The following is a 26,993-nucleotide window of genomic DNA, read 5'->3' on the forward strand; positions in this document are numbered from 1 at the left end:
CGCCGGGAATGGGTCGTCGTGTCTCCGGTGCCGCCGCGGGCCTGGTCTCGCGCTTCCGCCGGGAGGGCGGCCCGGGTCGATCGCTCACCCGGCGTCGTGGCCGAGCACGAGATCCCCGGCGAGATCCCCGATCGCGTCGGGGATCTCGCCGGGAGTCATGGCGTGGCCGCGGTGAGCTCGGCGTGAAGGCGCTTGCACTCGTGGACGAGGCGGATCGTGCGGCGGTCGCGCGCGAACCCGGCGACGACCGGGATCTCCCCGCGCGCGCCGGTCCAGCGTGCCACGTCGGCGCGCGCGACGATGCGGGCGGCCAGCACGTGCTTGCACGGCCCGCGGGAGCCGCGATGGTCCCACCACCACTCGCAGGTGCAGGATCCGTCGGCCGGCGAGACCCGGCGCGTGCCGCCCGAGGTGTGGACGGTGGCCAGCTCGCCTTCGAGGTGCACGGCGCCCGCGTCGACGAGCGCGCGCGCCTTGGCCAGCCGCGGGTTGAGCAGCATCACGTTGTCCCTGTCGTAGGGCAGCTCACGGTGGAAGTGGGCGGCCTCCGACAGGTCGTAGCCGACCCGGCCTGCGACGCCGAGCCGCGTCAGCGCGGCCCGTACCCGGTCGGCGGGCATGCCCGCGCGGTCGGCCAGCAGGCCGATCTCGACCTCGGGCTCGAAGTTGAGCAGCATGCCCACCACGTCGGCGTCGTCCTCGGCCTCGTCGGTGGCCAGGTCGTCGAGCACCGCGCCCTCGCCGGAGAAGCCGCGCCAGCGTTCGGGCGAGAGGGTGAGCGTGTAGCGCATGCCGGGGAGCTCCAGCTCCCAGGCACTGGAGGCGGCGTCGGCCGGGCCGTACACCCGGAGGGATCTCGCGAAGCGCAGCAGCGGCAGGAGGGTGCCGAGCCGGTTGGGGCCGGCGAGCTGGACCGAGCCCGGAGCCTGACGGTCGGAGACCTTCAGCTCCCGCCCCGCCTGCGCCACCCACACCGTGCCCTTCCTGGGCAGCCCGCGCAGGAACCGCACCGCCGCCATGCCGGTCAGCTCACCGCGCTGGTCCATGCCCGAGGCGATGACCTGCACCTCGGCGAAGCCACGCAACCAGCGCTCGGGCAGCGGCACCTTCTTCTCCACCACGGCGCCGTCCATCGTGGTCACGACCAGCTCGTCGAGCCCGACCCCCAGGTGCAGCGGGTCACGCGCGCCGATGCGCGCCAGCGCCTCCCGGAGCGGCGCGTTCACGTCGACGTTGGTGGTGCCCCGGTCGAACACCTCGCCGTCGAGCGCGCCGCCCAGCAGGTCGAGCCGGGCGTACACGCCGCCGCAGGCCGAGAACGACTCGAACCTCAACCGGTCTCCGTTGCACGTCACCACCGGGTCGCGTACCCAGCCGGGCCGCGCCTGCGGCTGGTGGTAGCGGGCCAGCGCCACGTCCGCGACGCCGAGCAGGGCCGCCGCGGCGGGGGCCGCCCGGGTCACCACGCCGCTGAAGAACCGGGGGGCCACGGCCGGTCCGGACAGGCCCCGCCCGCCGGAGGTCGCCAGTCCGAGCCGGCCGTCGACGAGAGAGGAGGGCGCGGCGTACGTGTACGCCTGCGTCGCTGAAGTCATGATCGGGACGCTAGATGACCTCACCGACAAACCCGGGAACGCGCCGGCCCCGTTCCCGGCGGCACCCACCTGCCTGCTGTGGTCCGACGGTGCCCGCGACGCGGGGGTGGCCGACGCTCTCGCCCTCACCCTGGGCAGCGCCCGCGCCACCATCCTGCGGGCGGCCGGGACCTCCCTCACCAGGGGACGCGGTCACCTCCCCGCCGGGACCGCCTCGGTGGCCGGCTCGGTGGCCGGCTCGGTGCTCTCGTGTTCCTGGCGCTCCCGCTCCTGGCGCCTCTGGATGGCCTGGAATCCGACCAGGTCGTCCGGGAGCGCGTCGGGGACGTCCACGTCGAACCGCGACAGCGTGCGGGTGCGCATCGCGACCAGCGCCGTGATCGCGATGGCGACCGCGAACAGCACGTACATCAGGCCGACGCCCCGGCCCTCGCCGGTGCCGAGCACCAGGCCGACCGTGTCGGCGAGGGGTCCGCCGGGAGCCATCAGCGGATCGAACAGCGCGCTGCCGTACGGCGCCACCAGGCCGAAGCCGATCGGCAGGGTGGACCACGCGACGAGCGTGTTGAGCGCGATGACGCGGCCGTGGAAGCGCTGCGGCACCTTGACCTGGATGATCGTGGCGTAGACGCCGTTGAGCATGGTCAGCCAGAACGACATCCCGAAGGCGCCGACCGCGATCAGGACCAGGCTCTGCTGCAGGCCGGTGATCAGGCAGAAGACGCTCAGGGCGAGGGTGGAGAGCATGACGCCCCGCAGCCTCCGGCGTCGCGGGCCTCCCCAGACGGTCATGGTCAGGCCGCCGAGGAAGACGCCCAGGCCGCCGAAGAAGGAGATCCGGCCGACGTCCTCCAGCGTGGCGAAGCCCAGGACGAGCGGCGAGATCAGCAGGAACAGCGGGGACAGGAAGATGTTCAGCACGGCGAAGAAGAACAGCATGCCGCGGAAGCCCCGGTTGCCCCAGGAGAACTTCCAGCCCTCCACCATCTCGGCGACCAGCGACTCCCTGCGCTTCCACGCCATGGTCCTCGGGAAGCGGACGAAGAGCAGCACCCCGATCGCGAAGACGTAGGAGACGACGTCCAGGATGAGGATGCCCTCCAGCCCGATCACCGCCATCAGGCCGACCGCGAGCAGCGGGACGATGAGCTGGGCGGTGCCGGTGACCATCTGGACCACGCCGTTGGCGTGACCGAGGAAACGCTTGGGCACCAGCTGCGGGATGGCGGAGTTGTAGGCGAGGCGCTGGAAGGTCAGCGCGACCGACAGCAGGACCAGGAGCGGGTAGATGTGCCAGATCTCCAGGTTGCCGGTCCACAGCAGGACGCCCAGCGCCAGCTGCGTGCCGAACGCGCCGACGTCTCCGGCGAGCATGACCTTGCGCCGGTCGTAGCGGTCGACGAGGGCACCGGCCAGCGGGGACACCAGCATGCCGGGGACCAGCGCGAGGACGGAGAACAGGGCGAACCTGGCGAGCGAGTCGGTGGTGATGTAGATCCACAGCGGGACGGCGAACTCGGTGAGGGACGACCCGATGATCGAGACGAGCTGCCCGGCCGCCACGGCGGCGAACCGCTTCATGCTGGGCGGCGGGCCGGACGGCGCCGCGGGGCCCGTCGTGACCGGGTGCCCGGTCCCCGGTGGCGCCCCGCCCGTACCGGGACCGGAGGAAGCGGACGCGGCCGCTTCCGGCCAGGCGGGAGCGGATGCCCCCGCACCGGTGGTGGCGGGCGCGATCGGTCCCGCGCCGGTGAGCGCGGGTGCCGTCGTCGCCGGGGAGATCTCCGGGAGGGCGTCCTGGGTGGAGACGCCGCCGAGCCACCAGGTGGACCGGTCGGTACGGGCCAGCCTCGCCGTGTCGCCGGAGGCGATGGCCCGGTGGGTGCCGGTGACGATGTCCGCGAGCTCCTCGGCACGGTACTTCAGGAAGAAGTGCCCGGCCTCGTCGAGGACGACCACGGCCGTGGAGCCGGTCAGCAGGTGCCACTCGCGGTAGCGCTCCTGGTAGAACTCGGTGGCCGGGTCGCGGTCGCCCGCCACCGAGATGATCGGCGCCCGCAGCGGCTCGACGCCCTCCTCGAAGAGGCGGGTGAAGTAGCGCTCGGCCTCCTTGGTGCCCTTGCGGCGGTTGTCGATCATCAGCTTGAGCTGGTCGCGCTCCAGGTCCTCCACGTCGAGGCCCGCGGCCTGCAGGGCGTTGGCCCAGACCTGGTCGCTGCGCAGACGGTCGGTCAGGTTCGACAGCTTGGCCAGCACCGAGGTGGGGCGGGCGAAGGGGAAGATGCCGCCGAGGTAGATCGCCTCGACCGGGCGGCCCGCGGCCTCCAGGCGGCGGGCGATCTCCACGGTCAGCATGACGCCGAGCCCGCAGTGCCCGTACAGGGCCAGCGGTCCCCGGATCTCCTTGAGGATCTCCTCCACGCAGCCCTGCGCGACCTCCGCCACGGGTCGCGTCTCCTCGATCAGGCCCATCTCCTGGCCGGGGACGGCGACCGCGTGCAGCGCCCAGTTGGCCGGCAGCGTGTCGGCCAGCGGCTGGTAGATCGCGGCGCTGCCTCCCCCGTACGGCACGCAGACCAGGGTCGAGGTGGCGGTACGGGTGGGGGTGAGGCGGTGCAGCAGCATGCGCGGGCCGTCGTCGCCCGCCTCGACGAGCCGCGCGAGCGCGCGGACGGTGCGGTGCTTGAACAGGTCCAGGATCGTGACCTGGCGCCCGCCCTCGGGGATGGTCCTCCTGAGGCGGGCGACCACCTGCGCGGCGAGCAGCGAGTGCCCGCCCAGGTCGAAGAAGTCGTCCAGCACGCCGACCTGGGCCAGTCCGAGGACCGTCGCCCACACCGCCGCGACCGCCTCTTCGAGGGGTGTCCCCGGCGGGACGAACCCGGCCTCCTGGTCGGGGCGCGCCTCGTCGGGTTCCGGCAGGCTCGCCCGGTCGACCTTGCCGTGCGACTTCAGCGGCAGCTCGTCCAGCCAGACGAACCGCCCGGGGATCATGTACTCGGGCAGGCGCTCGGCGAGCCGCGCCCTCAGCTCGCCGACGGCGACCTGTTCCCCGGCGTGCTCGGCGACGACGTAGGCGACCAGCCGGTCGGCGCGCAGGTCGACGACGGCGTGGGCGATCTCCGGCTGGCCGGCGAGCACCGACTCGATCTCCGGCAGCTCCACCCGGTAGCCCCTGACCTTCACCTGCAGGTCGCGGCGGCCCAGGAAGCACAGGTCACCGGAGGGCAGCCACCGGCCGAGGTCGCCGGTCCGGTACATGCGGGCCCCGGGCTCGCCGTACGGGTCGGGCAGGAACCTCTCGGCCGTCCATCCGGGGCGTCCGAGGTAGCCGCGGGCGAGCCGGTCGCCGCCGAGGTAGATCTCGCCGGTCATGCCGGGCGGGACCGGCCGCCGGTGGTCGTCGAGCACGTAGACGGCGGCGCCGGGCAGCGGCCTGCCGATGGGCAGGTTCGACGAGCGCTCGTGCTCGCCGGTGACGGCGTGGGTGGAGATGCCGACCGTGGCCTCGGTGGGGCCGTAGTGGTTGACCACGGGGGTGTGCGCGGCCAGCTCGCGGGCCCAGCTCCACCGGGAGGCCTCGCCGCCCAGGACGAGGAGCCTGCGCGGCAGCACCTGGGCCGGGTCGTCCACCCCGGCCAGCAGCGAGGCCAGGTGGGAGGGGGTCATCTTCAGGTAGTCGGTGCGGCCCAGCAGCCCGGCGAGCTCCTCGACGGGAGCCTGCGGGTCGGCCAGGTGCAGCTCGCCGCCGGTCATGAGCGACAGGTAGAAGATCGTCACCCCGAAGTCGAACGAGAGCGACTGCAGCAGCGTGTAGACCGCGCCGGGCTCGACCTCGAAGCGCTCCCTCACCCCGGCGAGGTAGGTGAGCACCTGCCGGTGCTGCACGCCGACGCCCTTGGGCCGCCCGGTGGTGCCGGAGGTGTAGATCACGTACGCGAGGTGGTCCGGAGAGAGGTCCGGGGGTGCGAAGCCGGTCTCGTCCAGCGGCTCGACGTCCAGGTGGATCACGGGCACCTCGGGGACACCCGGGGCACCGTGACCGGCGGCGACACCGGAGGCGTCGTGACCGCCGGTGGACGGTACGCCGGACACGAGGTCGCTCAGGGCGGAGGTGGTGAGGACAGCCACGGCCCCGGAGTCGGCCAGCATGTACGCCAGCCGTTCGCGCGGCTGCTTGGGGTCGAGGGGCACGTACGCGCCACCGGCCTTGAGCACGCCGACGACGGCCGCCGCCAGGTCGGTGGACTGCTCCAGGAAGACGCCGACCCTGGTGTCGGGGCCCACGCCGTACCGGTTCCTCAGCAGGGCGGCGATCCGGGTGGAGCGCTCGTCCAGCCCGGCGTAGGTCAGCGAGCCCCCACCGGCCGGGGACGGCGCGCCGGACCGCGCGGAGGCGCCGCGTACGGCCGGTGTCGCGGAGGCGGACGCCGCGGCGGAGGGCGAGACGTCGTGGACCACGGCCGTCGCGCCGGGGGTCAGCGCGGCCTGCGCGGTGACGAGGTCGTGCAGCAGCGCGTGGCCCGACGGCTTCGGTGCGGGTCCCGTCGCGAAGCCCAGGACCAGCTCGCGCTCCTCCTCGGAGAGCAGCGACAGCTCCCCCACCCGCCGCTCCGGGTCCGCCACGATCGAGCGCAGCAGCGTCTCGAACCGCGCCGCCATCAGCTCCACGGTCTCCGCGTCGAACAGGGCGGTGCCGTAGGAGAGGTGGCCGAGCAGCCCGTCCGGGCTCTCGAACAGGTACAGGCCCAGGTCGAACCGGGTGGTCCTGGCCGGGAGCGTCAGGTAGGAGACGCGCCGGTCCTCCCGGCCCGCCTTGAAGTTCTGCAGCGCGAACGTGACCTGCGCCAGCGGCGACCTGCTCACGTCGCGGGTCACGTTCAGCTCGCCAACCAGCCGGTCGAACGGGAGCTCCTGGTGCGCGAAGGCGTCCAGCGCGGTCTCGCGGGTGCGGCCCAGGAAGGTGGTGAACGACGGGTCGTCGGCCAGGTCTGCGCGCAGGACGAGGGTGTTGACGAACATGCCGGCGACCCCGTCGAGCTCGGGCAGCCCGCGCCCGGCGACCGGGGAGCCGACCGCGAAGTCCGTCTGCCCCGAGTAGTGGTACAGCAGGACCTGGAAGGCGGCCAGCAGCGTCATGTACGGCGTGGCCCCGGCCGCGGCGCCCAGTTCGGTCAGCCGCCGGGTGAGGTCGGCGTCGATCCGGACGTCGAGGGCGGCCCCCTCGTGGCGCTGCTCGGCCGGGCGCGGCCGGTCGGTGGGCAGCTCCAGGGCGGGCAGCCCGGCCAGCCGGTCGCGCCAGTGGGCGATCTCCCGCTTGTGGTCGAGGCCCCGCTGCCACAGGGCGTAGTCGCCGTAGCCGACCGGCGCGGGCGGCAGGAGTTCGCCGTCGTGCAGGGCGAGCAGCTCGCGGATGATCAGGTCGCTGGACCAGCCGTCGACGACGGTGTGGTGGGCGGCCAGCAGCAGGACGTGGTCCTCGGGCGTGATTTGAGCCAGCACGGCGCGGAAGAGCGGGCCGTGCTCCAGGTCGAAGGGGACGGCCAGGTCGGCGTCGAACAGCTCGATCGCGGCGTCGGCGTCGGCCACCTCGGCGACGCGCAGCTCGGCGGGGCGGGGGTCGTCCACGACCAGCTCGGGGGTGCCGTCCTCGGTGGTGAGGAAGCGCATCCGCAGGGCCTCGTGCCGTGCGACGACCTCGTCCAGCGCGCGGCGCAGCGCGCCGGCGTCCAGGGGTCCGCTCAGCCGCACCGCGACGGGCACGGTGTAGACGGTGGTGCCCGGCCGGTACTGCTCCAGGAACCACAGGCGTTCCTGGGCGTGCGAGAGGGGCGGGACGGTTCCGGGCGCGCGGGCGACGACGGACCGCGACTCCCCCCTGCGCCGGAGCCGCTGGGCGAGCAGCGCCTTCTTGGCGTCCGACAGCGTGGTCTCGGTCATGCTCGCAGCTCCATCCGGAGGGCCGCGAGGAAGAGCGCGGCGTCCCGGCCGTTGATGATTCGGTGGTCGTAGGCGAGACCGATGCAGGCGACGGTCCTGGATGTGACCGTGCCGTCCTCGGCGAAGGCCGGTTCGCGCTGCGGCGAGGTGATCGCGAGCGCGCAGACCGTACCGGGGAAGACGAAGGGGATCGCGAGGACGACGTCGGCCTCGGTGTGCAGGGTGACGGCGATGGTGGCTCCGGTGAGGTCCCTCTCCCGGAAGTCGCCCTCGACGGCGGCGAGCCGGTAGCGCATGAGCGTGGCGGCGATGGCCTTGAGGGAGCCGGTGTCGTGGACGACCGGCACGTACAGCCCCTCGCCCATGTCGAACGTCACGCCGACGCGCGGGGCGTCGGCGGGTCGCACCCGGTCGCCGTCGAGGGAGGAGAAGAAGAGCGGGAACGACGGGTGCAGGGCGGCCACGGCCTGGACGAACAGCTCGGCCAGGCCGACCGGCCTGCGGACCTCCCTGGTCAGTTCCCTGGCCCGCTCCAGCAGCGGTCCCACGTCGAACCTCACCGCGGTGTAGGCGGCCGGGATCGTGCCGTGCGAGACGGTGACGGCGCGCGCGACGGCGCGCTGCACCCGGGAGAGGCGGTGCGTGCCCTCCTCGGCGCCGCCCTCCGGCGCCTCGGGGGTCGCCTCCGCGGTACGGCGGGCGGCCAGGGCCTCCACGTCGGCGCGGCGGACGACGGCCAGGCCCAGCGAGGCGACCTCGTCGTCGGAGACCCCGAGCTCGCCCATGGCGGCGCGGGCCGGATCGGTGACGACCGGCTCGACGGCCTGCGCGTCCTTGCGCCCGGCCGTTCCCACGGGTTCGCCGATCTGGCCCCCCGCCGCACCACCCGGCGCACCGTGGGGCGCGCGGGAGGGCGTGCCGGGAGACGCGCCCGGGGTCACCGGTTCCGCCGCCCCGCCCGGGAACGCCGCGGAGGACGTGCCGGGCACCGGGACGGGACTCGCGCCGGATGTCGGGCCGGGAGTCGCGCCGGTCGCCGGGGCGGGCGGCGGGTCCGCCTCGGCGGTGACGCGGGCCAGGAGCGCACCGGGCGCGATCCAGGTGTCCAGGGCGGCCGCGTGGTGCAGGTGTCCCGCCTCGGGCGCCTCCAGCTCGTCGGCGGCCTTGGAGGTCTCCAGCACGGCGATCGGCTCGCCCGCCGCGACGGGCTTGCCGTCCCCGACGAGCCAGGCGACGACCAGGTACTCGGTGTCGTTGTCGTTGAGCTTGGGGACGCGGATGTCAGCCACGCAGGGCCTCCCGTACGGCGTGGTGGATCGCGGACTCCCCGGCCAGGACCTCGGCCTCCAGGTGCGCGGCGGTGGGGATCACCGCGTCGCGCGAGCAGACGAGCCGGACGGGCCCGCGCAGGCGTCCCCAGAGGCGGGCGTGCAGCAGGTGGGCGACCTCGCTGCCCCAGGTGCCCCCGGGGGTGCTCTCCTCGGCGACCAGCACGACGTCGGTCAGGTGCGGCAGCAGCGTGTCCGCGTCCAGCGGGTACAGCCGGGAGGGCACCAGCAGGCGGGTGACGATCTCCTGCTCCACCAGCAGGGAGCGCATCGCGCCCAGGGCCCGGTGGGCCATCCCCCCGGGGGCGATGACCACGCAGTCGGGGCGGTCACCGGAGTCGCGGATGTCCACCACGGCCAGGTCGCCGTCGCGGCGCACCGCGAACAGCGGGTCGACGCGTTCCATCTGCCGGGTGTAGAGGACCTTGTCCTCGAAGAACACGCAGGGCTCGGCCGCCTCCAGCATCGCCGCGAACACCGCGCGGTTGTCGTGGAAGGGCGACATCTCGTACAGCGAGAGGCCGGGCATGCCGATGAAGTGCTTCTGCAGGCTCTGGCTGTGCGTGGGGCCGTAGCCGCGTCCGCCGCCGGTCGGGCAGCGCACCACCATGCGCAGCGGCACCCGCTCGCCGTACATTGACACCGACTTGCTGGCGAAGTTGCAGAGCTGGTCGAAGGCGAGCGTCACGAAGTCGCCGAACATGATCTCGGCCACGGCCGTGTTGCCGGTCAGCGCCAGGCCCGCGGCGACGCCGGTCAGCGCGCCCTCGCTGATCGGGGTGGTGATCACGCGCTCGGGGAAGCGGGTGGACAGCCCCTTGGTGACCTTGAAGGCGCCGCCGTACGGGTCGACGACGTCCTCGCCGAGCACGTAGGCCGTGGGGTCGTCCTCCAGCAGGGAGTGCAGGGCCGCGTTGAGGTTCTCGGCTACGCGCACGGTCCCTCCAGACCGGACGGCGGCCGGGCGGCGACCTCGTCGGCGACGGCCCGGACGTGGGCCCTGACCGTCTCGTCGAACCGGTGGAACTGCTCGGGGTGGTCGTGGGCGTAGCGGCCGTACCAGTCGTTGTCCCTGGCGGCGCGCAGGACGTCGGCCGGGCGGACGTCGTCGCCCTTGCTGTGCGGGCCGAGGCGGTGGGTGACGAACTCGACCACCAGCGGGACGCCCTCGCGCACCCGCGCGACGTCGGCCTCCAGCGCCATGCGGATCTCGTTGACGTCGGCGGAGACGACCAGGCGGTGCCGGACGCCGAACGCGGCCGCGCGTCCGGCCACCGTGCCCGCCATCTGCGCGGAGGTGGGGGTGGACTGGGCCACCCCGTTGTTCTCCACGACGACCAGCAGCGGGAGGTTCCAGAGCGCGGCCAGGTTCAGCGCCTCGTAGACCGCGCCCTCGCCCCAGGTGCCGTCGCCGATGTGGACGCAGGCCAGGGCGCCGGGCTCGGAGCGCTTGAGGTGGAGCGCCACTCCCGCGGCGACCGGCATGCTCTCGCCCTGTACGCCGGTGGAGAGGTAGCGGTCGCGCCGGATGTGCTGGCTGCCGCCGACGCCGCCGCAGATCGCGCCCTGCCTGCCCATGATCTCGGCGAGCAGGCCGTGCGGGTCGCGGAACCTGGCCAGGTAGTGGCCGTGGCCCCGGTGGTTGCTGAAGACGTGGTCGGCCGCGCCGAGCAGCGGGCGCAGCGCGACCGGGACGTACTCCTGGCCGAGGCAGGTGTGCGTGGTGCCGTTGAGGTCGCCCCTGGCGTACAGCTCCAGGAGCGTGAGCTCGAAGTGCCGGATCAGCAGCAGGAGTTCCAGGTCGTCGTCGGCCATGCGGGAGAGGCGGGGCGCGGCGGCGGCGACGGGGGCGGCGGGGGCGGACTCGGTGACACCGGTGGGGCCGGTCGTCAAGGGGGCGCCGACGGTCGCGGGGATCATGGGGGGCATCGGTGGCACGGAGGTCGTGGGAGTCACGGTGGTCTCAGTCATGGCTGAGGGAGTCCACGATCCCGGCGATCGTCGGGTTGTCGAAGAAGTCGTCCAGGGAGACCTCGATGTCCAGGCGCTTGCGCATGCGGGCGATGATCTGCGTGATGGTCAGCGAGTGGCCGCCCAGGTCGAAGATGTCGTCGTGGTCGTCGATCGGCGAGATGCCCAGCACCTCCTCCCAGATCTCGCGCACCTGGTCGGTCAGCGTGGTGACGGAACCCATCTCGTTCTCCAGAATGTCGTGCAGTGACAGGTCGGGGTGGCGGGTGGCGCGTTCCAGGACGCGACGCAGGTCGCCGGCCACCCGGGCGGCGTCGGGCACCGTCTCGGGGTCGTACCGCATGCTGATCTCCAGCCCGCCGGGCCCGGCCACGCACTGCAGGTGCAGCGCGCCGCGGACCGCGTGGTTGAAGGCGGTCCACTCCACCGTGGCGTCCAGCCCGGTGAAGATCGGATCGGCCTCGCGGCGGGTCCGGTAGCTGACCGAGACAGGCACCAGCGCGGCGTGCGGCCGGACCCGGGGCATCGCCCGGGAGAACGGCACCTGACGGAACCGGTAGATCTCGCGCAGTTCACCGCGCAGCTCGGTGGCGAACGCGCGGAAGGTCGCCTCGGGTGAGGGCGTGGACGCGACCGGAAGCTCGTTGACGAACGGCCCCACGTGGTCTGCGGCCTCGGCGGGCCGGGTGGACAGGTCGACGGCGGTGGTCACCGCCGCGTTGCCGTAGCCGAGGAGCAGGGTGTGCAGCGCGGCGAGCAGCACCTCGAACCCGGTCAGGCCCGGGATCGGGGTGAGCGGCGCGTCGAGGGTGAACCGCAGCACCCGGCCCTCGCCCGCCCGCCGGGACCTCAGCGCCCGGCCGAGCACGATTGTCTCGCCCGGGTCGCGCCGGCGGGGCTTCCAGAACTCGCGGGCGGCGGGGAGCAGGCCGGCCACCCGGTCGCGTTCGGCGCGGCCGTGGTCGATCCGGGGCAGCGGGGGCGGCGTCTCCCCGTTGTGGAGGGCCGCCAGGTCGCGGACCAGGACGTCCTTGGAGCCGCCGTCGAAGACGATGTGGTGGGCGACGACGACGAGCAGGTGCCGCCGGGGGGCGACGCGCAGCAGGGTGAACCTGGTCAGCGGCCCGGCGTCCAGGTCGAACGGGCGCAGGATCTCCTCCCGCACCACCCGCTCCCACGCGTCCTCCCCCGGGGCGGAGTCCGCGTCCTCCTCCGCGGTGAGGCCCGCGCCCTTCTCCCGGGCGAGGCTCGCGTCCGCTTCTGCGGCGAGGTCCGCACTCCTCAGGAGGCGTACCGGAACCTCGGCACCGGGTACGAGCCGCAACTCACCGCCCACCTCGGTCACCACGCTGCCCAGCATCGGGTGCCGGTCCGCCACCGCCGCGCAGGCGGCCGACAGCGCGGCGACGTCCAGGTCGCCGTCGAGGTGGACGAGCAACGGCATGTGGTACGCCGCGCCCCCACCCCCCGCCTGCTCGGTCACCCACATGCCCTGCTGGGTGAACGTGACCTGGGGCATGTCTCCGGGCGCGAGACCCGGCACCGGCACGGCCTCGGAAACGGAAGCGACCTCGGACGCGGAAACAGTCTTGAACACGGGAACGCCCTCGGACACGGGAACGCCCTCGGACACGGAAGCGGCCTCGGACGCGGAAACGGTCTCGGACGCGCGAGCGGAACCGCTCCCGGGAACGGAGGCGGCGGAGGAGACGGGAACGGGCCTCATGTGCCCTCCACCCTCCGCCGCAGGGCCCGCTTGTCGACCTTGCCGCCGTCGTTGCGCGGCAGCGCGTCGACCGTCAGGACGTGCGCGGGAAGCTCGTGCGAGGCCAGGCGGTCCTTGAGGAAGATCCGCAGCTCCTCGGGGGTGAGGGGCTCCCTCACGGCGACGGCGACGGCGACGACGGTCCCGAGCACCGGGTGGGGCACCCCGAACGCGGCGGCCTCGGCCACGGCCGGGTGGTCGTGGACGGCCTCCTCGACGTGGATCGTGGAGACCTTGAAGGCCCCGGACTTCACCACGTCGCTCTCCCTGTCGACGAGGTAGAGGTAGCCCTCGTCGTCGATCCGGCCGAGATCGCCCATCCGCACCCAGCCGTCGCGGAAGGTCCCGCTCTCCGGGTCGCCGTAGTAGGCGCGCGGCGCGGCCGGGGAGCGCATCCAGACCTCCCCGGTCTCCCCCGCGGGCAGGGGCTCCCCCTCGGGGGTGGCGATCCTGACGCGTCCCCCGGCGATGGCGCGGCCGACGCTCCCGGGGCGGTCGGGGTCGAACATCATGACCGTCTGGGCCGGGGCGGCCTCGGTCGACGTGTAGTAGTTGGTGATCGTCGCGTTGGGGAAGGTCGCGGTCAGGGCCGTGGCGACGGCCGAGGGCAGCGGCGCGGCGGCCGAGCCGAGCAGCAGCACGCTGGAGAGGTCGTGCCGCTCCCCCACCCCGGCGCCGATCAGCTCGATGGCCATCGCGGGGACCAGGAAGACCGTCCCGGCGCGGTAGGACTCGATCAGGGAGGCGAAGCGGCCCGGGGTGAAGCGCGGCAGCGTCACCACGGCCGGATGCGCGTCCAGCGCGTTGATCAGCATCGCCTGCCCGGCGTTGGTGCCGATCGGGAAGGCGTGCGCGAGGTGGCGGGAGTGCGCGAACGGGCGGCGCCTGGCGCCGCAGCCGTGGGCCAGGTTCGCGTGGGTGGCCGCGACCCCCTTGGGGCGGCCGGTGGTGCCTGAGGTGTAGAGGATCTGGGCCAGATCGCCGGGCGCCGGAGGCGCGAGGACGGCCTTCTCGTAGGACGTTTCCGCGTCCAGGTCCTCGATCGTGGCGCTCCACCCGGCCCCGGGCACGGTGAACCCGGCGCCGTGCACGACCCCGGTCGCGCCGCAGTCGTCCAGCATGAGGCGCAGGTCGCCGGGGGCGAGACGCTCCGAGAGCGGCACGGCCGCCGCTCCGGCCGCCAGGACCCCGCAGAACGCGACGGCGTAGTCCGTCCAGTCCGCGGCGCCGAAGACCAGCCCGATCCGGTCGCCCGGGGTGACACCGCGCCCGACCAGGCGGTTGGCGAGGTCGGTGGAGCGCTCGTACCACCGGCGGTAGGTGAGGGGGGCCGAGCCGTGGACGATCAGCGCCACCCCGTCGGGGTCGGCGAGGGCCCGGTCGTGGAGCAGTTGGGGGACGGTCAGGTTCACCGAGTGAACCTCCCACTAAAAGATCGGATGTATATGCGCTCGAAGCGCGTGGGTGCCGAAGGCGCTACAGGAAAGAATCTTTACTATTCAAAAGCGAGCGTTAGTCTTACATGATCGCAACAGCCACGCAAGCCCTTGGGGGAGGTTCGGGAGACCATGAAATCATGCCGAAAGAGGCCCTTGCGCCTCCGACATCGAGGTGTAACACTGACCAACCAGAACTAACTGAAAGGTTTCTTTCCAGAAAGGGGCCTTTCCCCACGCCCGCCCATCTGGGCGCCTACGCACCGAGCGGGCTTTTCCATCTAATTTCCCGCGCGGTCGCGTGCGTCACGGACCGCGGCCGGCAGAGGAGCCCCGAGTGTTCCAGTCAGAGACCGTCCCGTCGGGCCAGCCGGGGACCGAATACCCCCTGTCGCCTGGCCAGCGGAGGCTCTGGTTCCTGCACAGGCTCGACCCCGACGACTCGGGTTACAACACCTCCTATGTTTACAGGTTGAAAGGTCGTCTTGACAGGGACGCCCTGGAGGCCGCCTTCACCGCGGTGTCGGCCCGGCACGAGAGCCTGCGGACCCGCTTCGACGAGGTGGCCGGGCGGCCGGTGGCGATCGTCGAACCTCCCGCGCCGGTGACCGTCGAGCGCCTGCGCGCCCGGGACGACTCCGAGGCCGCCGCGCTGGTCGCCACCCTGACCAACATCGCCTTCGACCTGGCCGAGGCGCCGCCGTTCCGGGTCTCGCTGGTCGAGCTGGGCCCTGACGAGCACGTGCTCTGCGTGGTCCTGCACCACATCAACGGCGACGGCTGGTCGCTGAACGTGCTCCGCTCCGAGGTGGCCGCCCACTACGGCAGCCGCGGCACCGCGCCGCTGCCCGACCTGCCGCTGCAGTACGGCGAGTACGCGCGCTCGCTGCGCGTCTCCGAGCCGGAGCTGCGCTGGTGGACCGAGCGGCTGGCCGGGGTGCCCGTCCTGGAGCTGCCGGCGGACCGTCCCCGTCCCGCCCTGCGCGGCGGGGCCGGGGCGGAGGTCGAGTTCCACATCACCCCCGAGACGACCGCCGCGATCGGCGTCCTCGCCCGGCGGGCCCGGTGCACCCCCTTCATGGTGCTGTTCTCCGCCTACCAGGTCCTGCTGCACCGCCACACCGGGCAGGGCGACTTCTGCGTGGGCATCCCCTCGGCCGGCCGGGGCCGTACCGAGCTGGAGAGCATGATCGGTTTCCTCTCCACCACGCTGGCCCTGCGCTGCGACCTGTCCGGCGACCCCACCTTCGACGAGCTGCTCAGGCGCACCCGGCGGGTCGTGCTGGACGGGCTCTCCCGCCAGGAGGTCCCGTTCGAGCGCCTGGTGGCCGACCTCGACCTGGAACGGGACCTCAGCCGCACCCCCCTGTTCCAGACGCTCTTCGCCCTGCACACCCACGGCGACGAGGCCGACCCGCTGCCGGGCCTGGACGCCGTCCCCTTCCCCAACGGCTGGTCGCAGGCCAGGCTCGACCTGTCGATGGACATCTACCCCGACGCCGACGGGCTGCTGACGGGCGTCGTCATCTACAGCACCGACCTGTTCGACCGCGTCACCGTGGAACGCCTCGTCGCCCGCTTCCAGGAGCTGCTCTCCGCCGTCCTGGCGGACTCCGCCTCGCCGGTGAGCGCCCTGCGGATGCTGCCGGACGCCGAGCTCGCCCTGCTGCGGGAGTGGAACGACACCGCGGCCGAACTGCCCGAAGTGACGCTGGTCGACCTGCTGCTGGAGCAGGCCGCGGCGACCCCGGACGCGGTCGCGGTACGCGCCCCGGCCACCGGGCCCTCCGGTTCCGGGCAGGCGCACGCGGCGGACGGGCGCACCGGGCTGACGTACGGGGAACTGGCCGGGCGCGCGGCCGAGCTGGCCGGGCGGCTGCGCGCGGCCGGGATCGGGCGCGGCTCGCTGGTCGCGGTCCGGATGGAACGCGGCGCCGACATGCTCGTCGCGCTGCTGGGCGTGGCGATGAGCGGCGCGGCCTACCTGCCCGTCGACCCCGACTACCCCGAGGCCCGCGTCGCGTACGTGATCGAGGACTCCGCTGCGGCCCTCGTGCTGACCGGCCTGGACGACCTTCCCCCGGCCGGCGCCGAGGACGCGCCCCGGGCGGCGGAACGGCCGCTCCCCGGCGACACCGCGTACGTGCTCTACACCTCGGGCTCCACCGGGCGCCCCAAGGGCGTGGTGGTGCCGCACCGCGCGCTGACCAACTTCCTGCTGGCGATGCGCGCGCTGGTGCGTTCCTCGCCCGAGGACGTGTGGCTGGCGCTGACGTCGCTCTCCTTCGACATCTCCGCCCTCGAGCTCTACCTGCCTCTGGTGACGGGCGGCAGGGTGGTCGTCGCCGACGCCGAGACGGCCCGCGACGGCGCCCGGCTCGCCCGCCTGGTGCGGGAGGAGGGCGTGACCCACGTCCAGGCGACGCCCTCGGGGTGGCGGGTCCTGCTGTCGGGGGACCTGCCGCGCGTGACGGGCCTGACCGGCGGCGAACCGCTCCCCGTACGGCTCGCCCGCGAGCTGCGTCCCCGCGTGGAGCGGCTCGTCAACGTCTACGGGCCGACCGAGACCACCATCTGGTCGACGGCGTGGGAGGTGCCCGAGGAGCCGGACGAGATCGTCGTCGGTCACCCGATCGCCAACACCGTCGTGCACGTCACGGACCCCTCCGGCGGGCCGTGCCCGATCGGCGTGGCCGGGGAACTGCTCATCGGGGGCGCCGGTGTCGCCACCGGCTACCTGGGCCGCCCGGACCTGACCGCCGAGCGCTTCGTCCCCGGCCCCGGCGGCTCGCGGCACTACCGGACGGGGGACCGCGTCCGCCTGCGGGGCGACGGCGCCCTGGAGTTCCTCGGCCGTACCGACGGCCAGGTCAAGCTGCGCGGCCACCGCATCGAGCTGGGCGAGATCGAGGCCGTGCTGGACGCCCATCCCGGCGTGCGGCAGTCGGTCGTCGCGGTGCGCGGGGACCGGCTGGTGGCCTTCGTCGTACCGGCCGGGGAGGCGATCGGCGGGCTGCGTGAGCACGCCGCGCTCCAGCTTCCCGGTTACATGGTGCCCGGCGTGTTCGCCGAGCTGGAGACGCTGCCGCTGACCCCCAACGGGAAGATCGACCGCAACGCGCTCCCCGAGGTGGACCGGGCCCCCGAGCGGGGCGCGACCGCTCCCCGCACCCCCGCCGAGGCGACCGTCGCCCGGGTCTTCGCCGAGGTCCTCGGCGCGGACGGGGTCGGAGCGCACGACGACTTCTTCACCCTCGGCGGGCACTCGCTGCTGGCGACCATGGTCACCTCGCGGCTGACGGCGCTGTCCGGGCGGGAGGTGCCGGTCAGGGAGGTGTTCACGCACCCGACGGTCGCCGGGCTGGCGGAGTGGCTGGCGGGATCACCGTCCGAACCGGCCACCGGGTCCCCGGACGAGACACGGGACGAGCCGCCGATCGAGCCGAGGCCCGAGGGGACGGTCCCGCCCCTCTCCTACGGCCAGGAGCGGCTCTGGTTCCTCAACCGGCTCGACCCGGACGACGCGTCGTACAACATGTGCGTGGTCAGGCGGTTGCGCGGGCCGCTGGACCGCGGGGCCCTGGCCGGGGCCCTGGCCGGCACGGTCGCCCGGCACGAGAGCCTGCGCACCCGCTTCCCCGAGGTGGACGGCGCACCGGTCGTCGTCGTCGACCCGCCGGGCCCGGTACCCGTCGACGAGGTGAGCGCCGAAGAGGCGAGCGGCGACGAGGTGAGCGCCGGTGGGACCATCAGCGGGACCGGGACCGCGACGCCGGGTGAGGCCCGCGCGCTGGAGCTGGTCGCGGCCCTGACCAACACGCCGTTCGAGCTGGCGGCCAGGCCGCCCCTGCGCGTCACGCTGATCAGGATCGCCGAGGACGACCACGTGCTGTGCGTCGTGCTGCACCACATCCTGGGCGACGGCTGGTCGCTCAACCTCGTCCTGGACGAGGTCGCGCGCCTGTACTCCGGCGACACCGTCCTGCCCCCGGTCCCCCTGCAGTTCGGCGACGTCGCCCTCTGGCAGCGCGGGCGCGACCTGGAGGGCCTGCTCGGACACTGGCGGGAGCGGCTGGCCGACCCCGCCACGCTGGAGCTGCCGGTCGACCGGCCCCGTACCCCGGGGACCGCCAGGCACGGCGACGTGGTGGACGTCCGGCTGGACGCGGCCGAGGCCACCGCCCTGGTCCGGCTGGGCAGGGAGCACGGCGCCACCACGTTCATGGTGCTGCTCGCCGCCTACCAGGTGCTGCTTCACCGCCACACCGGGCAGGGCGACATCCTCGTCGGCGCGGCCGACGCGGGCCGGGACCGGGTCGGGCTCGAAGGGGTCGTCGGGTACCTCAGCGACACCCTGGTCCTGCGCGGCGACCTGTCGGCCGACCCCGTCTTCGCCGACCTGCTCACCGCGGCCCGGGGCGAGGTCCTGGACGCCTTCTCCCACCGGGGAGTGCCGTTCGAGGAGCTGGTGGCCGCGCTGAGGGTCGACCGCGACCTCACCCGCACGCCGCTCTTCCAGACCATGCTCATCCTGCACAGCCAGGACTCCGGGCGGGCCCGCGCCCCCTTCGCCGGGCTGACCGCGAGCGTGTTCGACCACGGCATGCGGCAGGCCAAGCTCGAACTCATGCTGGAGGCCTGGCAGGACGAGCACGAGCTGACGATCAGCTTCGTCTACGACGCCGGCCTCTTCGAGCGGGCCACGGTCGAGGCGATGGCGGCCCGGTTCCGCCTGCTGCTCACCGCGCTGCCCGCCGCGTCCGGCGAGCGCGTCTCGGCGCTGCCGCTGCGCACCGCCGACGACGACGCGCTGCTCGCGCGCCTGTCCAGGGGTCCCGTACGGCCGCCCGCCCCTCTCGTCCCCGACCTGTTCGCGGCGGCCGTGCGCGGCGGGCCGGACGCGGTCGCGATCGGCTGCGGGGACGCCACGCTCGGCTACGCCGCCCTGGACGCCCGCGCCGGAGAGCTGGCCGCGCTGCTGCGCGGGCACGGCGTCGTCCCCGGGGACGTGGTCGGCGTCTGCCTCGACAGGTCGCCCGACGTCGTCGCGGCCCTGCTGGCGACCTGGCGGGCCGGGGCGGCGTACCTGCCGCTGGACCCCGACCACCCGGCCGAGCGGCTCGCCTTCATGCTGGACGACAGCGCCGCCCGCCTCGTCCTCACCTCGGAGGGCCTGGCCCACCGGTTGCCGGGCACCGCCCGGCTCGTCCGGGTGAACGACCCCGTCCCCTCCACCACCACCGGCCGTGATTCCGGTGCCGGTCCGGTGACGCCGGACGGCGGGGCCGCCTACGTGATCTACACCTCCGGTTCCACCGGGACGCCCAAGGGCGTCGTGGTCTCGCACCGCAACCTGGCCGCCCGCGTCGCCTGGATGCGCGAGGCGTACGGACTGGGCCAGGACGACCGGGTCGTCCAGTTCGCCTCGCTGAGCTTCGACACCCACGCCGAGGAGATCTACCCGGCGCTGGCGGCCGGGGCCCGGCTGGAGCTGCTGCCCGACGGCGGTGTCAGCCTGCCCGACCACCTCGGCGGGGTCACCGTGCTCGACCTGCCCACCGCCTACTGGCACGCGCTGGTCGACGAGATCGACGAGATCACCTGGCCGTCGTCCCTGCGGCTGGTGATCCTCGGCGGCGAGCAGGTGCACGAGGCGGCCGTGACCCGCTGGCGCGAGCGCTTCGGCGACCGGGTCCGGCTGGTCAACACCTACGGCCCGACCGAGGCGACGATCATCGCGACCGCCGCGGAGCTCGACGGCTCCCCGGGGCGTCCGCCGATCGGCACCCCGATCGCCGACACCTCCGTCCTGCTCCTGGACGCGGCCGGCGGGGCCGTGCCGCCCGGGGCGCCGGGCGAGCTCTGCGTCGGCGGTGCCGGCGTGGCCGTCGGCTACCTCGACAGGCCGGACCTGACCGCCGAGCGCTTCACCGTGCGCGGCGGGGAGCGGATCTACCGGACCGGTGACCGGGCGCGCTGGCGGGCCGACGGGCGGCTGGAGTTCCTCGGCCGCCTCGACGACCAGGTCAAGGTCCGCGGTTTCCGGATCGAGCCGGGCGAGATCGAGGCGCGGCTGCTGGCCTGCCCCGGCGTCGGCCAGGCCGCGGTGGCCGTCCACCGGGAGACGCTGGTCGGCTACATCGTCAGCGCCGCGGGTGGCGAGGGCATCGCGGGTGCCGTGGGCACGACCACCGGTGAGGAACTCGCCACGCGGCTTGCCGCCACGCTCCCCGCCCACATGGTCCCCACGCTGTGGGTGAGCCTGCCGGGCCTGCCGCTGACCGCGAACGGCAAGCTCGACCGGGCCGCGCTGCCCGCGCCCGAACTCGGGCCGCTGACCAGGACCGCTCCGCGCGGCGACGCCGAGGAGCTGGTGGCCGAGATCTTCGGCGAGGTGCTCGGGATCGAGAGGGTCGGCGCCTTCGACGACTTCTTCGCCCTCGGCGGGCACTCGCTGCTCGCCACCCGGGCCATTGCCAGGCTCCGCGCGGCCGTGGAGGTGGACGTGCCGATCCGCACCCTGTTCGCGCGCAGCACCGTGGCCGGGCTCGCGACGGCGGTGGAGGAGCTGCTGGTCGCCGAGCTGGAGGGGCTCTCCGACGAGGAGGCCGAACTCCTGGTGGAGACAGGGAGCTGAGCGAGGGGCCACCGCCCTCGCGCTCCGGCGACGAGGCGGTGCCCGAACCTTCCGGCCGACCGGCGGCCGGAACGCGATCCCGGCGAACGGCGTACGGGACGGAACGAGAGGGGTTGGCGATGGTCAGGGAACGGCTCGCGGCGATGGTGGCCTCGGCGTCCGACGGAGCGGTCACGGCCGACGAGGTGCTGAACGCCTCGGTCCCGCTGTCCGCGCTGGGGGTCACGTCCCTGGCGCAGATGCGGCTGATCGACGCGGTGGAGACCGAGTTCGACGTGGAGATCGACCTGTCGGGCGACGGGCTCGACCTGCTCGACGACCTGGACGCGCTGGAACGCCACATCGACGAGGCGCGGGGCGCGCGGGGCGCGCACCTCTGATCTCATTTCTGGACGGGGAGAAGACATGGACATCCGGTTCTCGGGGGGCCGTCCGGACACGGCACCGCTGACCTGGGGGCAGCGGGCCATCTGGGACACGATCCTGAAGACGGCACCGGACGACCGCTACTTCAACTTCGGCCGCGTGCTCGCCGTGCCCCGCAGGGCACGGCCGCTCACCGTGGCGCGGGCCGCCGAGGTGCTGGGCGCGCTGGTGGAGCGGCACGGGTCGCTGCGGACCAGGCTGGGCCGGGCACCGTACGGGACGCCCGGACCCGACGGCACCTGGCCGGACGGCATCCGAACGGACGACGGACGGACCGGCGACGGGCGGACCGGGAGCGGGCGAACCGGCGGCGGGTGGAGCGGCGACGGGGAGCCGTGGCAGGTGCTCGCGACCGCGGGCGCCGTCGCCGTCACGGTCTCCGACGGCGACCCCGAGCGGCTGCGCGACGCGCTCGCGGAGACCGCCTTCGACTACGAGCGCGAGTGGCCGCTGCGGGTCGGGCTCGTCGTCGAGCGCGGCGAGGTCACCCACATCGTGCTCGTCTTCTGCCACCTGGCCGCCGACGGCCTGGGCGCCGAGGCGGCGATCAGGGACCTGCGGCTGCTCCTGCTGCGCGGCTCCCTGGCCGGGCCGCCGCCGCCCTCCCCGCTGGACCTGGCCCGCTGGCAGTGCTCCGAGCCGGGCAGGAAGGTCGCCGAGAGCGCCGCCGAGCACTGGGAGAGCGGGTACCGGCGCATCCCGCCGACGATGTTCGACCGGCGGGTCGCCGCGCCCCCGGGTCCCCCGATCTGGCGGGCCCTGCTCGTCTCCCGGGCGATGGACCTGGCCGTGCGGCGGATCGCCGCCGTGCACGGCACGAGCACCTCGACCGTGCTGCTGACCGCCGCCTCCACGCTGGCCGGGCAGGTCGGCGGCCACGACGTGTGCGCGATGCTGCCGATCGTGGGCAACCGGTTCCGCGGCGACACCGCCGCCGCGGTCACCACGCTCTCCCAGGAGGGCTTGTTCGTGCTGGACCTGCGCGAGAGCGGCTTCGGCGAGTCGCTGCGCGCCGCCAGGCCCGCCGCGCTGCGCGCCTACCGCTCCGCGTACCACGACCCCCGCGACCGCGACCGGATCGCCGCGCGGGCCGGACGGGAGCGGGGCGCGACGATCCACCCCTACTGCTGCTTCAACGACATGCGCTTCGCCGACCGGGTGGACGCCTCCCCGGACGAGCGGACGGTGCGGCGGGCGCTGGAGGAGACCACCCTCACCTGGCCGCTCAGCCAGGAGCGGCTCAACTGCCGCTTCTGCCTGCACGTGACCGGCGAGCCCGGCGGGCTGGGCGTCTCGCTCACCGCCGACACCCGCCACCTGCCGCGCCCGGCCATGGAGCGCTACCTGCTCGACCTGGAGTCCCTGCTGGTCGAGGCGGCGTTCCGCGAGGCGCTGGAGCCGGTCGGTTGAGCGCCCCCTCCGGGCCCGTGCCGGTGACCGTCCACGCCTACGCCGAGTCGACCTCCTGCGTCCAGGGCGGCACGCTCCGCTTCCACCTGGCCCATGATTCCCGTGCCCCGCTGCGCGGCTCGGTGACGGTGGAGGACGTGGCCACCGGCCTGCCCGTGCTCGACGCGGCGTTCACCGGCCCGCTGTGGACGCTCGACGTGCCCGCGTCCTGGTCCAGCTCCCTCTACCGCGCGATCTTCACCTCCGGCGAGGAGAGCGGCGAGGTCCACTTCGCCGTACGGGCCGCCCGGCCCCGTTCGCCGATCCTGCTGTCGATCCCGTTCCCGACCTGGCAGGCGTACAACCGGGCGGGCATCCCCGGCGAGTCCGTCTACTGGACCGAGGAGCCGACCCGGGCCTCGCGCGTCTCCTTCGACCGGCCCGGCGGCGGCCCGCCTCCCGAACGCTGGGAGGAGGGCATGATCCGCTGGCTGGGCCCGGCCGGGTACGACGTCGACCACTGCTCGGCCCTGGACCTGCACGACGGGCGCGAGCTGCTGTCGGGCTACCGGCTGCTGGTGGTCAGCGGCCACGACGAGTACTGGTCGGCCGGGATGCGCGACAGCGTCGAGGAGTTCGTCCGCCGCGGCGGCAACCTGGCGGTCTTCTCCGGCAACACCTGCTGGTGGCAGTTCCGCCTGGAGGACGACGGGCGCACCATGGTCTGCCACCGCGACGCGGTCACCGACCCGATGGCCCTCTCCGACCCGGCCCTCACCACGGTGGAGTGGTCCAGCGCGCCGGTGAACCGTCCGGAGAACGGCCTGATCGGGGTCAGCTTCCGGCGCGGCGCCGGGACCTGGGGGCCGTACATGCACCTCATGCACGAGGAGTCCTACCTCACCCGTTTTCCCGGGCACTGGGCGTTCGAGGGCACCGGGCTGGCCGAGGGGGACGCGTTCGGCAAAGGTGCGCTCGGGTACGAGACCGACGCCTGCGACTTCGTCGAGGAGGACGGCGTCCCGGTGGCCACCGGCCGCGACGGCACCCCGCCGTCCTTCGTCATCCTGGCCACCGCCGACCTGCGGCACTGGCACCGCTACGGCCAGGGCGGCATGGCCACCATGGGCGTCCTGGGCCTCGGCGCGGGGACGGTCTTCACCGCCTCCACCGTCAACTGGGGAAACACCCTGCACGACCCGGCGGTGGACCGGATCACCCGCAACGTGCTGGACCGTCTCTCGGCGCGTACGGGCGGCTGGGAGACGATCGGCGACGCGGACGAGGTGAGCGCGCTGACCGTGTTCGACTCCCTGCTGTACGGCGCCGCCGGGGACGGCTCGCTGCTCACCCGCGCGGTCTCGGGCCAGAACCTGCGCTGGCGCGCGAGTCCTCCCGCGAGCACCGCCGGGGGCACCGGGGACACCGGGGACACCGGGGACACCGCTGAAGGAACCGGGCCCCTGCTGGTCGCCATGGCCACCCCCAGGGAGGCCACCGTGACCCACCCGATCGGCCTGTACGGTCTCACCGCCGACGACCGGCTCGTCTGCCACGACCCCGGGCGCGGCTGGACCCCCCTGGCCGCCGCGCCGCGCGGCGGGGTCGGCCTGGGCATGGTGAACGGCGAGCTGTTCGCCGCCGCCGCGGACGGCCTGTGGCTGCTCGACGCGGCGTCCCGCGCCTGGAGCCTGGTCGAGCCCGGCGCGGGGGCCGTGGCGCTGACCGCGATGAACGGACGGCTGTACCTGGCCGACTCCGGCGGGCGGATCCGCACGCGGCTGCCGGTGGCGACCCCGGCCGGGTGGACCGACCTGTGCGACGCGGGCGGCTGCACCGTGCTGACCGGGCACGCGGGCACCCTCATCGGCACCGGCCCCGGCCTCCCGCTGCTGCGGCGCGTGTCCTTCCTGGAGGAGTCCCCGCCCGCGCGGTGACCCGTACGACCTGCGGCAGGCGGCCGAGGGGGGCTGAGACGGCCCTCGCCCGCGCGCCGACCCGTGCCGGCGGCCCGGGCGTGAGTGACGTACGACTCCAATTTCCCATTAAACCTATACAAGAGGTAGGGATTTGGGGATACTGGCGGGCGCTCGTCATGTTCCACTCAAGGAGTCCCCCCGTGCGCCGCGTCATCGCCTTTTTCGGCATCATCGCCCTTGTCGGCAGCCTCACCTCGTGCGGGGGAGGTGAGGCGAAGGCCGACGAGGAGCAGCTGCGCGTCGGCTACCAGCGCTTCGGCGGGCAGAGCCTGCTCAAGGCCAGGGGGCTCGCCCCGGACGCCACCTGGTCGCTGTTCGAGAGCGGCCCCGCGCTGACCGAGGCGTTCAAGGCCGACGCCATCGACATCGGCCAGACCGGCGAGGCCCCGCCGATCTTCGCCGCGGCCGGCGGCATCAAGTTCAAGATCATCGCGACCTCCGAGCCCGTGCCCAGGGGCGAGGCCGTCCTGGTCAAGGAGGACAGGGGCTTCACCTCCTTCAAGGACCTCAAGGGCAAGAAGGTCGCGCTCAACAAGGGCTCGAACGTCAACTGGCTGCTGGTGAAGCTGCTCGAGGCCAACGACATGAAGATCACCGACATCCAGGTGCAGTACCTCAAGCCGGCCGAGGCCCGTCCCGCGTTCGACAACGACCAGGTCGACGCCTGGATCATCTGGGACCCGTACTTCTCCCTCGCCGAGCGGCCGGGCGTGAAGGTCCTCGCCGACGCCACCGGCCTGGCCAACAACCGCGAGTACCTGCTCGCCTCGCCCGAGGCGCTGAAGAACAAGCCCGACCTGATCCGCGCGTACCTGAAGGTCTACCGCGAGGTCACCGACTGGGGCATCGCCAACCCCGAGGAGCGCGTCACGATCCTCGCCCCCGAGCTGAAGATCTCCGAGGACGTCGCCCGCCGCGCCCTGGAGCGCAGCGCCCAGCCGCTCGCGCCGGTGGACGCCGCGATCGGCGACGAGCTGCAGCAGATCGCGGACGGGTTCTCCGACCTCACGCTCATCCCCGGCAAGGTCGACGTCAAGAGCCTCGTCGACCCGACCTTCGCGGACGTCCTGAAATGACGTTCCGGCCACGGCGGCTGATCACCCCGATCGTGCTCGTCGCCGCGTGGGAGGGCGCCGCGCGGGCCGGCGTCCTGCCGCACGACAAACTTCCCGCGCCGAGCGCGGTCCTGGCGGCGGCCTGGCGGCTGTCCCTGGACGGGTCGCTCGGCGCGCACCTGCTGGAGTCCGTGCAGCGGGCCGCCCTCGGGCTGCTCATCGGGGCCTCGCTCGCCCTCGTCCTGGGCGCGGTCGCCGGGCTGCTCAGGAACGGGGACGACCTGGTGGACCCGCCCATCCAGGCCGCCCGCATGCTGCCGCACCTCGGACTCGTCCCTCTGCTCATCATCTGGGTGGGCATCGGGGAGTCGCTGAAGGTCACGCTGGTGGCGCTGGGCGCGTTCTTCCCGATCTACCTCAACACCTACGCCGGCATCCGCGACATCGACGAGAGGCTGGTCGAGGCCGCCCGCACCTGCGGCCTCACCGCGCTGGAGCGGATCCGGCACGTCGTGCTCCCGGGTGCGATGCCGTCCCTGTTCATCGGCCTGCGGCTGGCGTTCGCCGCGGGCTGGCTCAGCCTCGTCGTCGGCGAGCAGGTCAACGGGCAGAGCGGTCTGGGCTTCATGATGATGGAGGCCCGCGACTTCAGCCAGACGGAGATCGTCGTGCTGGGCCTGGTCGTGTACGCGGCCCTCGGCCTGCTGTCCGACCTGGGACTGCGCGTCGCAGAAAGGAGGACGCTGTCATGGCGTCGTGGCCTGCGAGCGTCGTGACCGCCACCGGGGTCCGCCGGGTGTTCGCCGGCACGACGGTCCTGGACGGGGTCGACCTGCGGATCGGGCAGGGCGAGGTCGTCGCCCTGCTCGGGGAGAGCGGGTCGGGCAAGAGCACGCTCCTGCGGATCCTGGCGGGACTTGACGAGGAGGCGTCCGGGGAGTTCACCACCTCCGGGTCCAGGGCCGTCGTGTTCCAGGAGCACCGGCTGCTGCCGTGGAAGCGGGTGGCCGGCAACGTGGCGCTGGGCGTGCGCGGCCGGGACGCCGGGGAGCGCGCGGCGACGGCACTCGGGGAGGTCGGGCTGGCCGACCGGGGCCGCGCCTGGCCGTCGGAGCTGTCGGGCGGGCAGGCCCAGCGCGTGGCGTTCGCCCGCGCCCTGGTCCGCGAACCGGACCTGCTGCTGCTCGACGAGCCGTTCGGCGCCCTCGACGCGCTGACCAGGCTGAAGATGCAGGCCCTGTTCGGCAGGCTCCGCGCCAAGCACGGCTTCGCCGCCCTCCTGGTGACCCACGACGTGGAGGAGGCGCTTCTTCTCGCCGACCGGCTGCTGGTGCTGGACAGGGGTCGCATCGCCGAGGAGATCGAGGTCGACCTCGGTCGTCCCCGCGCCGTCGACGTCCCCGGTTTCGCCGACCTCCGCCGCCGCCTCCTGGCCCTCCTGCACGTCCCGGCGGGCCCCGAGGAACCCTGAA

The 26,993-nt window shown here is 73.8% G+C and carries 14 protein-coding genes; 7 read left to right on the forward strand and 7 right to left on the reverse strand.

Annotated features, from left to right (window positions below):
• Nucleotides 1–155 precede the first annotated feature (155 nt).
• From ACLQ2R_RS12325 to ACLQ2R_RS12355, 7 genes are all read right to left on the reverse strand, one after another.
• Nucleotides 156–1,595, reverse strand: a complete 1,440-nt coding sequence (locus tag ACLQ2R_RS12325) for an SWIM zinc finger family protein (protein ID WP_425959580.1) — start codon at nucleotides 1,593–1,595, stop codon at nucleotides 156–158.
• Between the two features lie 192 nt (nucleotides 1,596–1,787).
• Complete coding sequence (locus ACLQ2R_RS12330) at nucleotides 1,788–7,535, reverse strand: amino acid adenylation domain-containing protein (RefSeq protein ID WP_425959581.1); 5,748 nt, start codon at nucleotides 7,533–7,535, stop codon at nucleotides 1,788–1,790.
• Entirely contained in the window at nucleotides 7,532–8,824 is a 1,293-nt protein-coding gene (locus ACLQ2R_RS12335; protein ID WP_425959583.1) for a 2-oxo acid dehydrogenase subunit E2, read from the reverse strand. The genes ACLQ2R_RS12330 and ACLQ2R_RS12335 overlap by 4 nt, the downstream gene beginning before the upstream one ends.
• Nucleotides 8,817–9,800, reverse strand: a complete 984-nt coding sequence (locus ACLQ2R_RS12340; RefSeq protein ID WP_425959584.1) for an alpha-ketoacid dehydrogenase subunit beta — start codon at nucleotides 9,798–9,800, stop codon at nucleotides 8,817–8,819. The genes ACLQ2R_RS12335 and ACLQ2R_RS12340 overlap by 8 nt, the downstream gene beginning before the upstream one ends.
• A complete protein-coding gene (locus tag ACLQ2R_RS12345) occupies nucleotides 9,791–10,834 on the reverse strand; it encodes a thiamine pyrophosphate-dependent dehydrogenase E1 component subunit alpha (RefSeq protein ID WP_425959586.1) in 1,044 nt (347 codons plus the stop codon). Before ACLQ2R_RS12345 ends, ACLQ2R_RS12340 begins: the two co-directional genes overlap by 10 nt.
• Nucleotides 10,827–12,353, reverse strand: a complete 1,527-nt coding sequence (locus ACLQ2R_RS12350; RefSeq protein WP_425959587.1) for a condensation domain-containing protein — start codon at nucleotides 12,351–12,353, stop codon at nucleotides 10,827–10,829. Before ACLQ2R_RS12350 ends, ACLQ2R_RS12345 begins: the two co-directional genes overlap by 8 nt.
• Before the next feature lie 203 nt (nucleotides 12,354–12,556).
• Nucleotides 12,557–14,011 (reverse strand): class I adenylate-forming enzyme family protein, encoded by a 1,455-nt coding sequence (locus ACLQ2R_RS12355; protein ID WP_425959588.1) that lies wholly within the window; start codon nucleotides 14,009–14,011, stop codon nucleotides 12,557–12,559.
• 361 nt (nucleotides 14,012–14,372) lie between these two features.
• On the opposite strand from ACLQ2R_RS12355, the gene ACLQ2R_RS12360 reads away from it, so the two are divergent.
• The 7 genes from ACLQ2R_RS12360 (at nucleotide 14,373) to ACLQ2R_RS12390 (ending at nucleotide 26,992) form a co-directional block, all read left to right on the forward strand.
• Nucleotides 14,373–20,672, forward strand: coding sequence for an amino acid adenylation domain-containing protein (locus tag ACLQ2R_RS12360; RefSeq protein ID WP_425959590.1), 6,300 nt, complete (start codon nucleotides 14,373–14,375; stop codon nucleotides 20,670–20,672).
• Between the two features lie 119 nt (nucleotides 20,673–20,791).
• Complete coding sequence (locus tag ACLQ2R_RS12365; RefSeq protein WP_425959682.1) at nucleotides 20,792–21,052, forward strand: acyl carrier protein; 261 nt, start codon at nucleotides 20,792–20,794, stop codon at nucleotides 21,050–21,052.
• Between the two features lie 25 nt (nucleotides 21,053–21,077).
• A complete protein-coding gene (locus tag ACLQ2R_RS12370; RefSeq protein ID WP_425959591.1) occupies nucleotides 21,078–22,508 on the forward strand; it encodes a hypothetical protein in 1,431 nt (476 codons plus the stop codon).
• On the forward strand, nucleotides 22,505–24,424 hold the full coding sequence (locus ACLQ2R_RS12375) for a N,N-dimethylformamidase beta subunit family domain-containing protein (protein ID WP_425959593.1): 1,920 nt from the start codon (nucleotides 22,505–22,507) through the stop codon (nucleotides 24,422–24,424). Before ACLQ2R_RS12370 ends, ACLQ2R_RS12375 begins: the two co-directional genes overlap by 4 nt.
• Nucleotides 24,425–24,606: 182 nt before the next feature.
• Nucleotides 24,607–25,542 carry an aliphatic sulfonate ABC transporter substrate-binding protein gene (locus tag ACLQ2R_RS12380; protein WP_425959594.1) on the forward strand — a complete coding sequence of 312 codons (936 nt, stop codon included), beginning with the start codon at nucleotides 24,607–24,609 and terminating at the stop codon, nucleotides 25,540–25,542.
• A complete protein-coding gene (locus tag ACLQ2R_RS12385) occupies nucleotides 25,539–26,297 on the forward strand; it encodes an ABC transporter permease (RefSeq protein ID WP_425959596.1) in 759 nt (252 codons plus the stop codon). The genes ACLQ2R_RS12380 and ACLQ2R_RS12385 overlap by 4 nt, the downstream gene beginning before the upstream one ends.
• Entirely contained in the window at nucleotides 26,270–26,992 is a 723-nt protein-coding gene (locus tag ACLQ2R_RS12390) for an ABC transporter ATP-binding protein (RefSeq protein WP_425959598.1), read from the forward strand. Before ACLQ2R_RS12385 ends, ACLQ2R_RS12390 begins: the two co-directional genes overlap by 28 nt.
• The last annotated feature ends 1 nt before the right edge of the window (nucleotide 26,993 follow it).

Source organism: Streptosporangium sp. DT93 (genome assembly GCF_049844535.1).
In the GTDB taxonomy this organism is placed as follows: Bacteria; Actinomycetota; Actinomycetes; order Streptosporangiales; family Streptosporangiaceae; genus Streptosporangium.

Excerpts from the sequence above, each read along its gene's own strand:
- ACLQ2R_RS12350 (WP_425959587.1), bottom strand. The coding sequence starts at position 12,353 with ATGCCCCAGGTCACGTTCACCCAGCAGGGCATGTGGGTGACCGAGCAG.
- ACLQ2R_RS12325 (WP_425959580.1), bottom strand. The coding sequence starts at position 1,595 with ATGACTTCAGCGACGCAGGCGTACACGTACGCCGCGCCCTCCTCTCTC.
- ACLQ2R_RS12330 (WP_425959581.1), bottom strand. The coding sequence starts at position 7,535 with ATGACCGAGACCACGCTGTCGGACGCCAAGAAGGCGCTGCTCGCCCAG.
- ACLQ2R_RS12370 (WP_425959591.1), top strand. The coding sequence starts at position 21,078 with ATGGACATCCGGTTCTCGGGGGGCCGTCCGGACACGGCACCGCTGACC.
- ACLQ2R_RS12390 (WP_425959598.1), top strand. The coding sequence starts at position 26,270 with ATGGCGTCGTGGCCTGCGAGCGTCGTGACCGCCACCGGGGTCCGCCGG.
- ACLQ2R_RS12345 (WP_425959586.1), bottom strand. The coding sequence starts at position 10,834 with ATGACTGAGACCACCGTGACTCCCACGACCTCCGTGCCACCGATGCCC.
- ACLQ2R_RS12365 (WP_425959682.1), top strand. The coding sequence starts at position 20,792 with ATGGTCAGGGAACGGCTCGCGGCGATGGTGGCCTCGGCGTCCGACGGA.
- ACLQ2R_RS12385 (WP_425959596.1), top strand. The coding sequence starts at position 25,539 with ATGACGTTCCGGCCACGGCGGCTGATCACCCCGATCGTGCTCGTCGCC.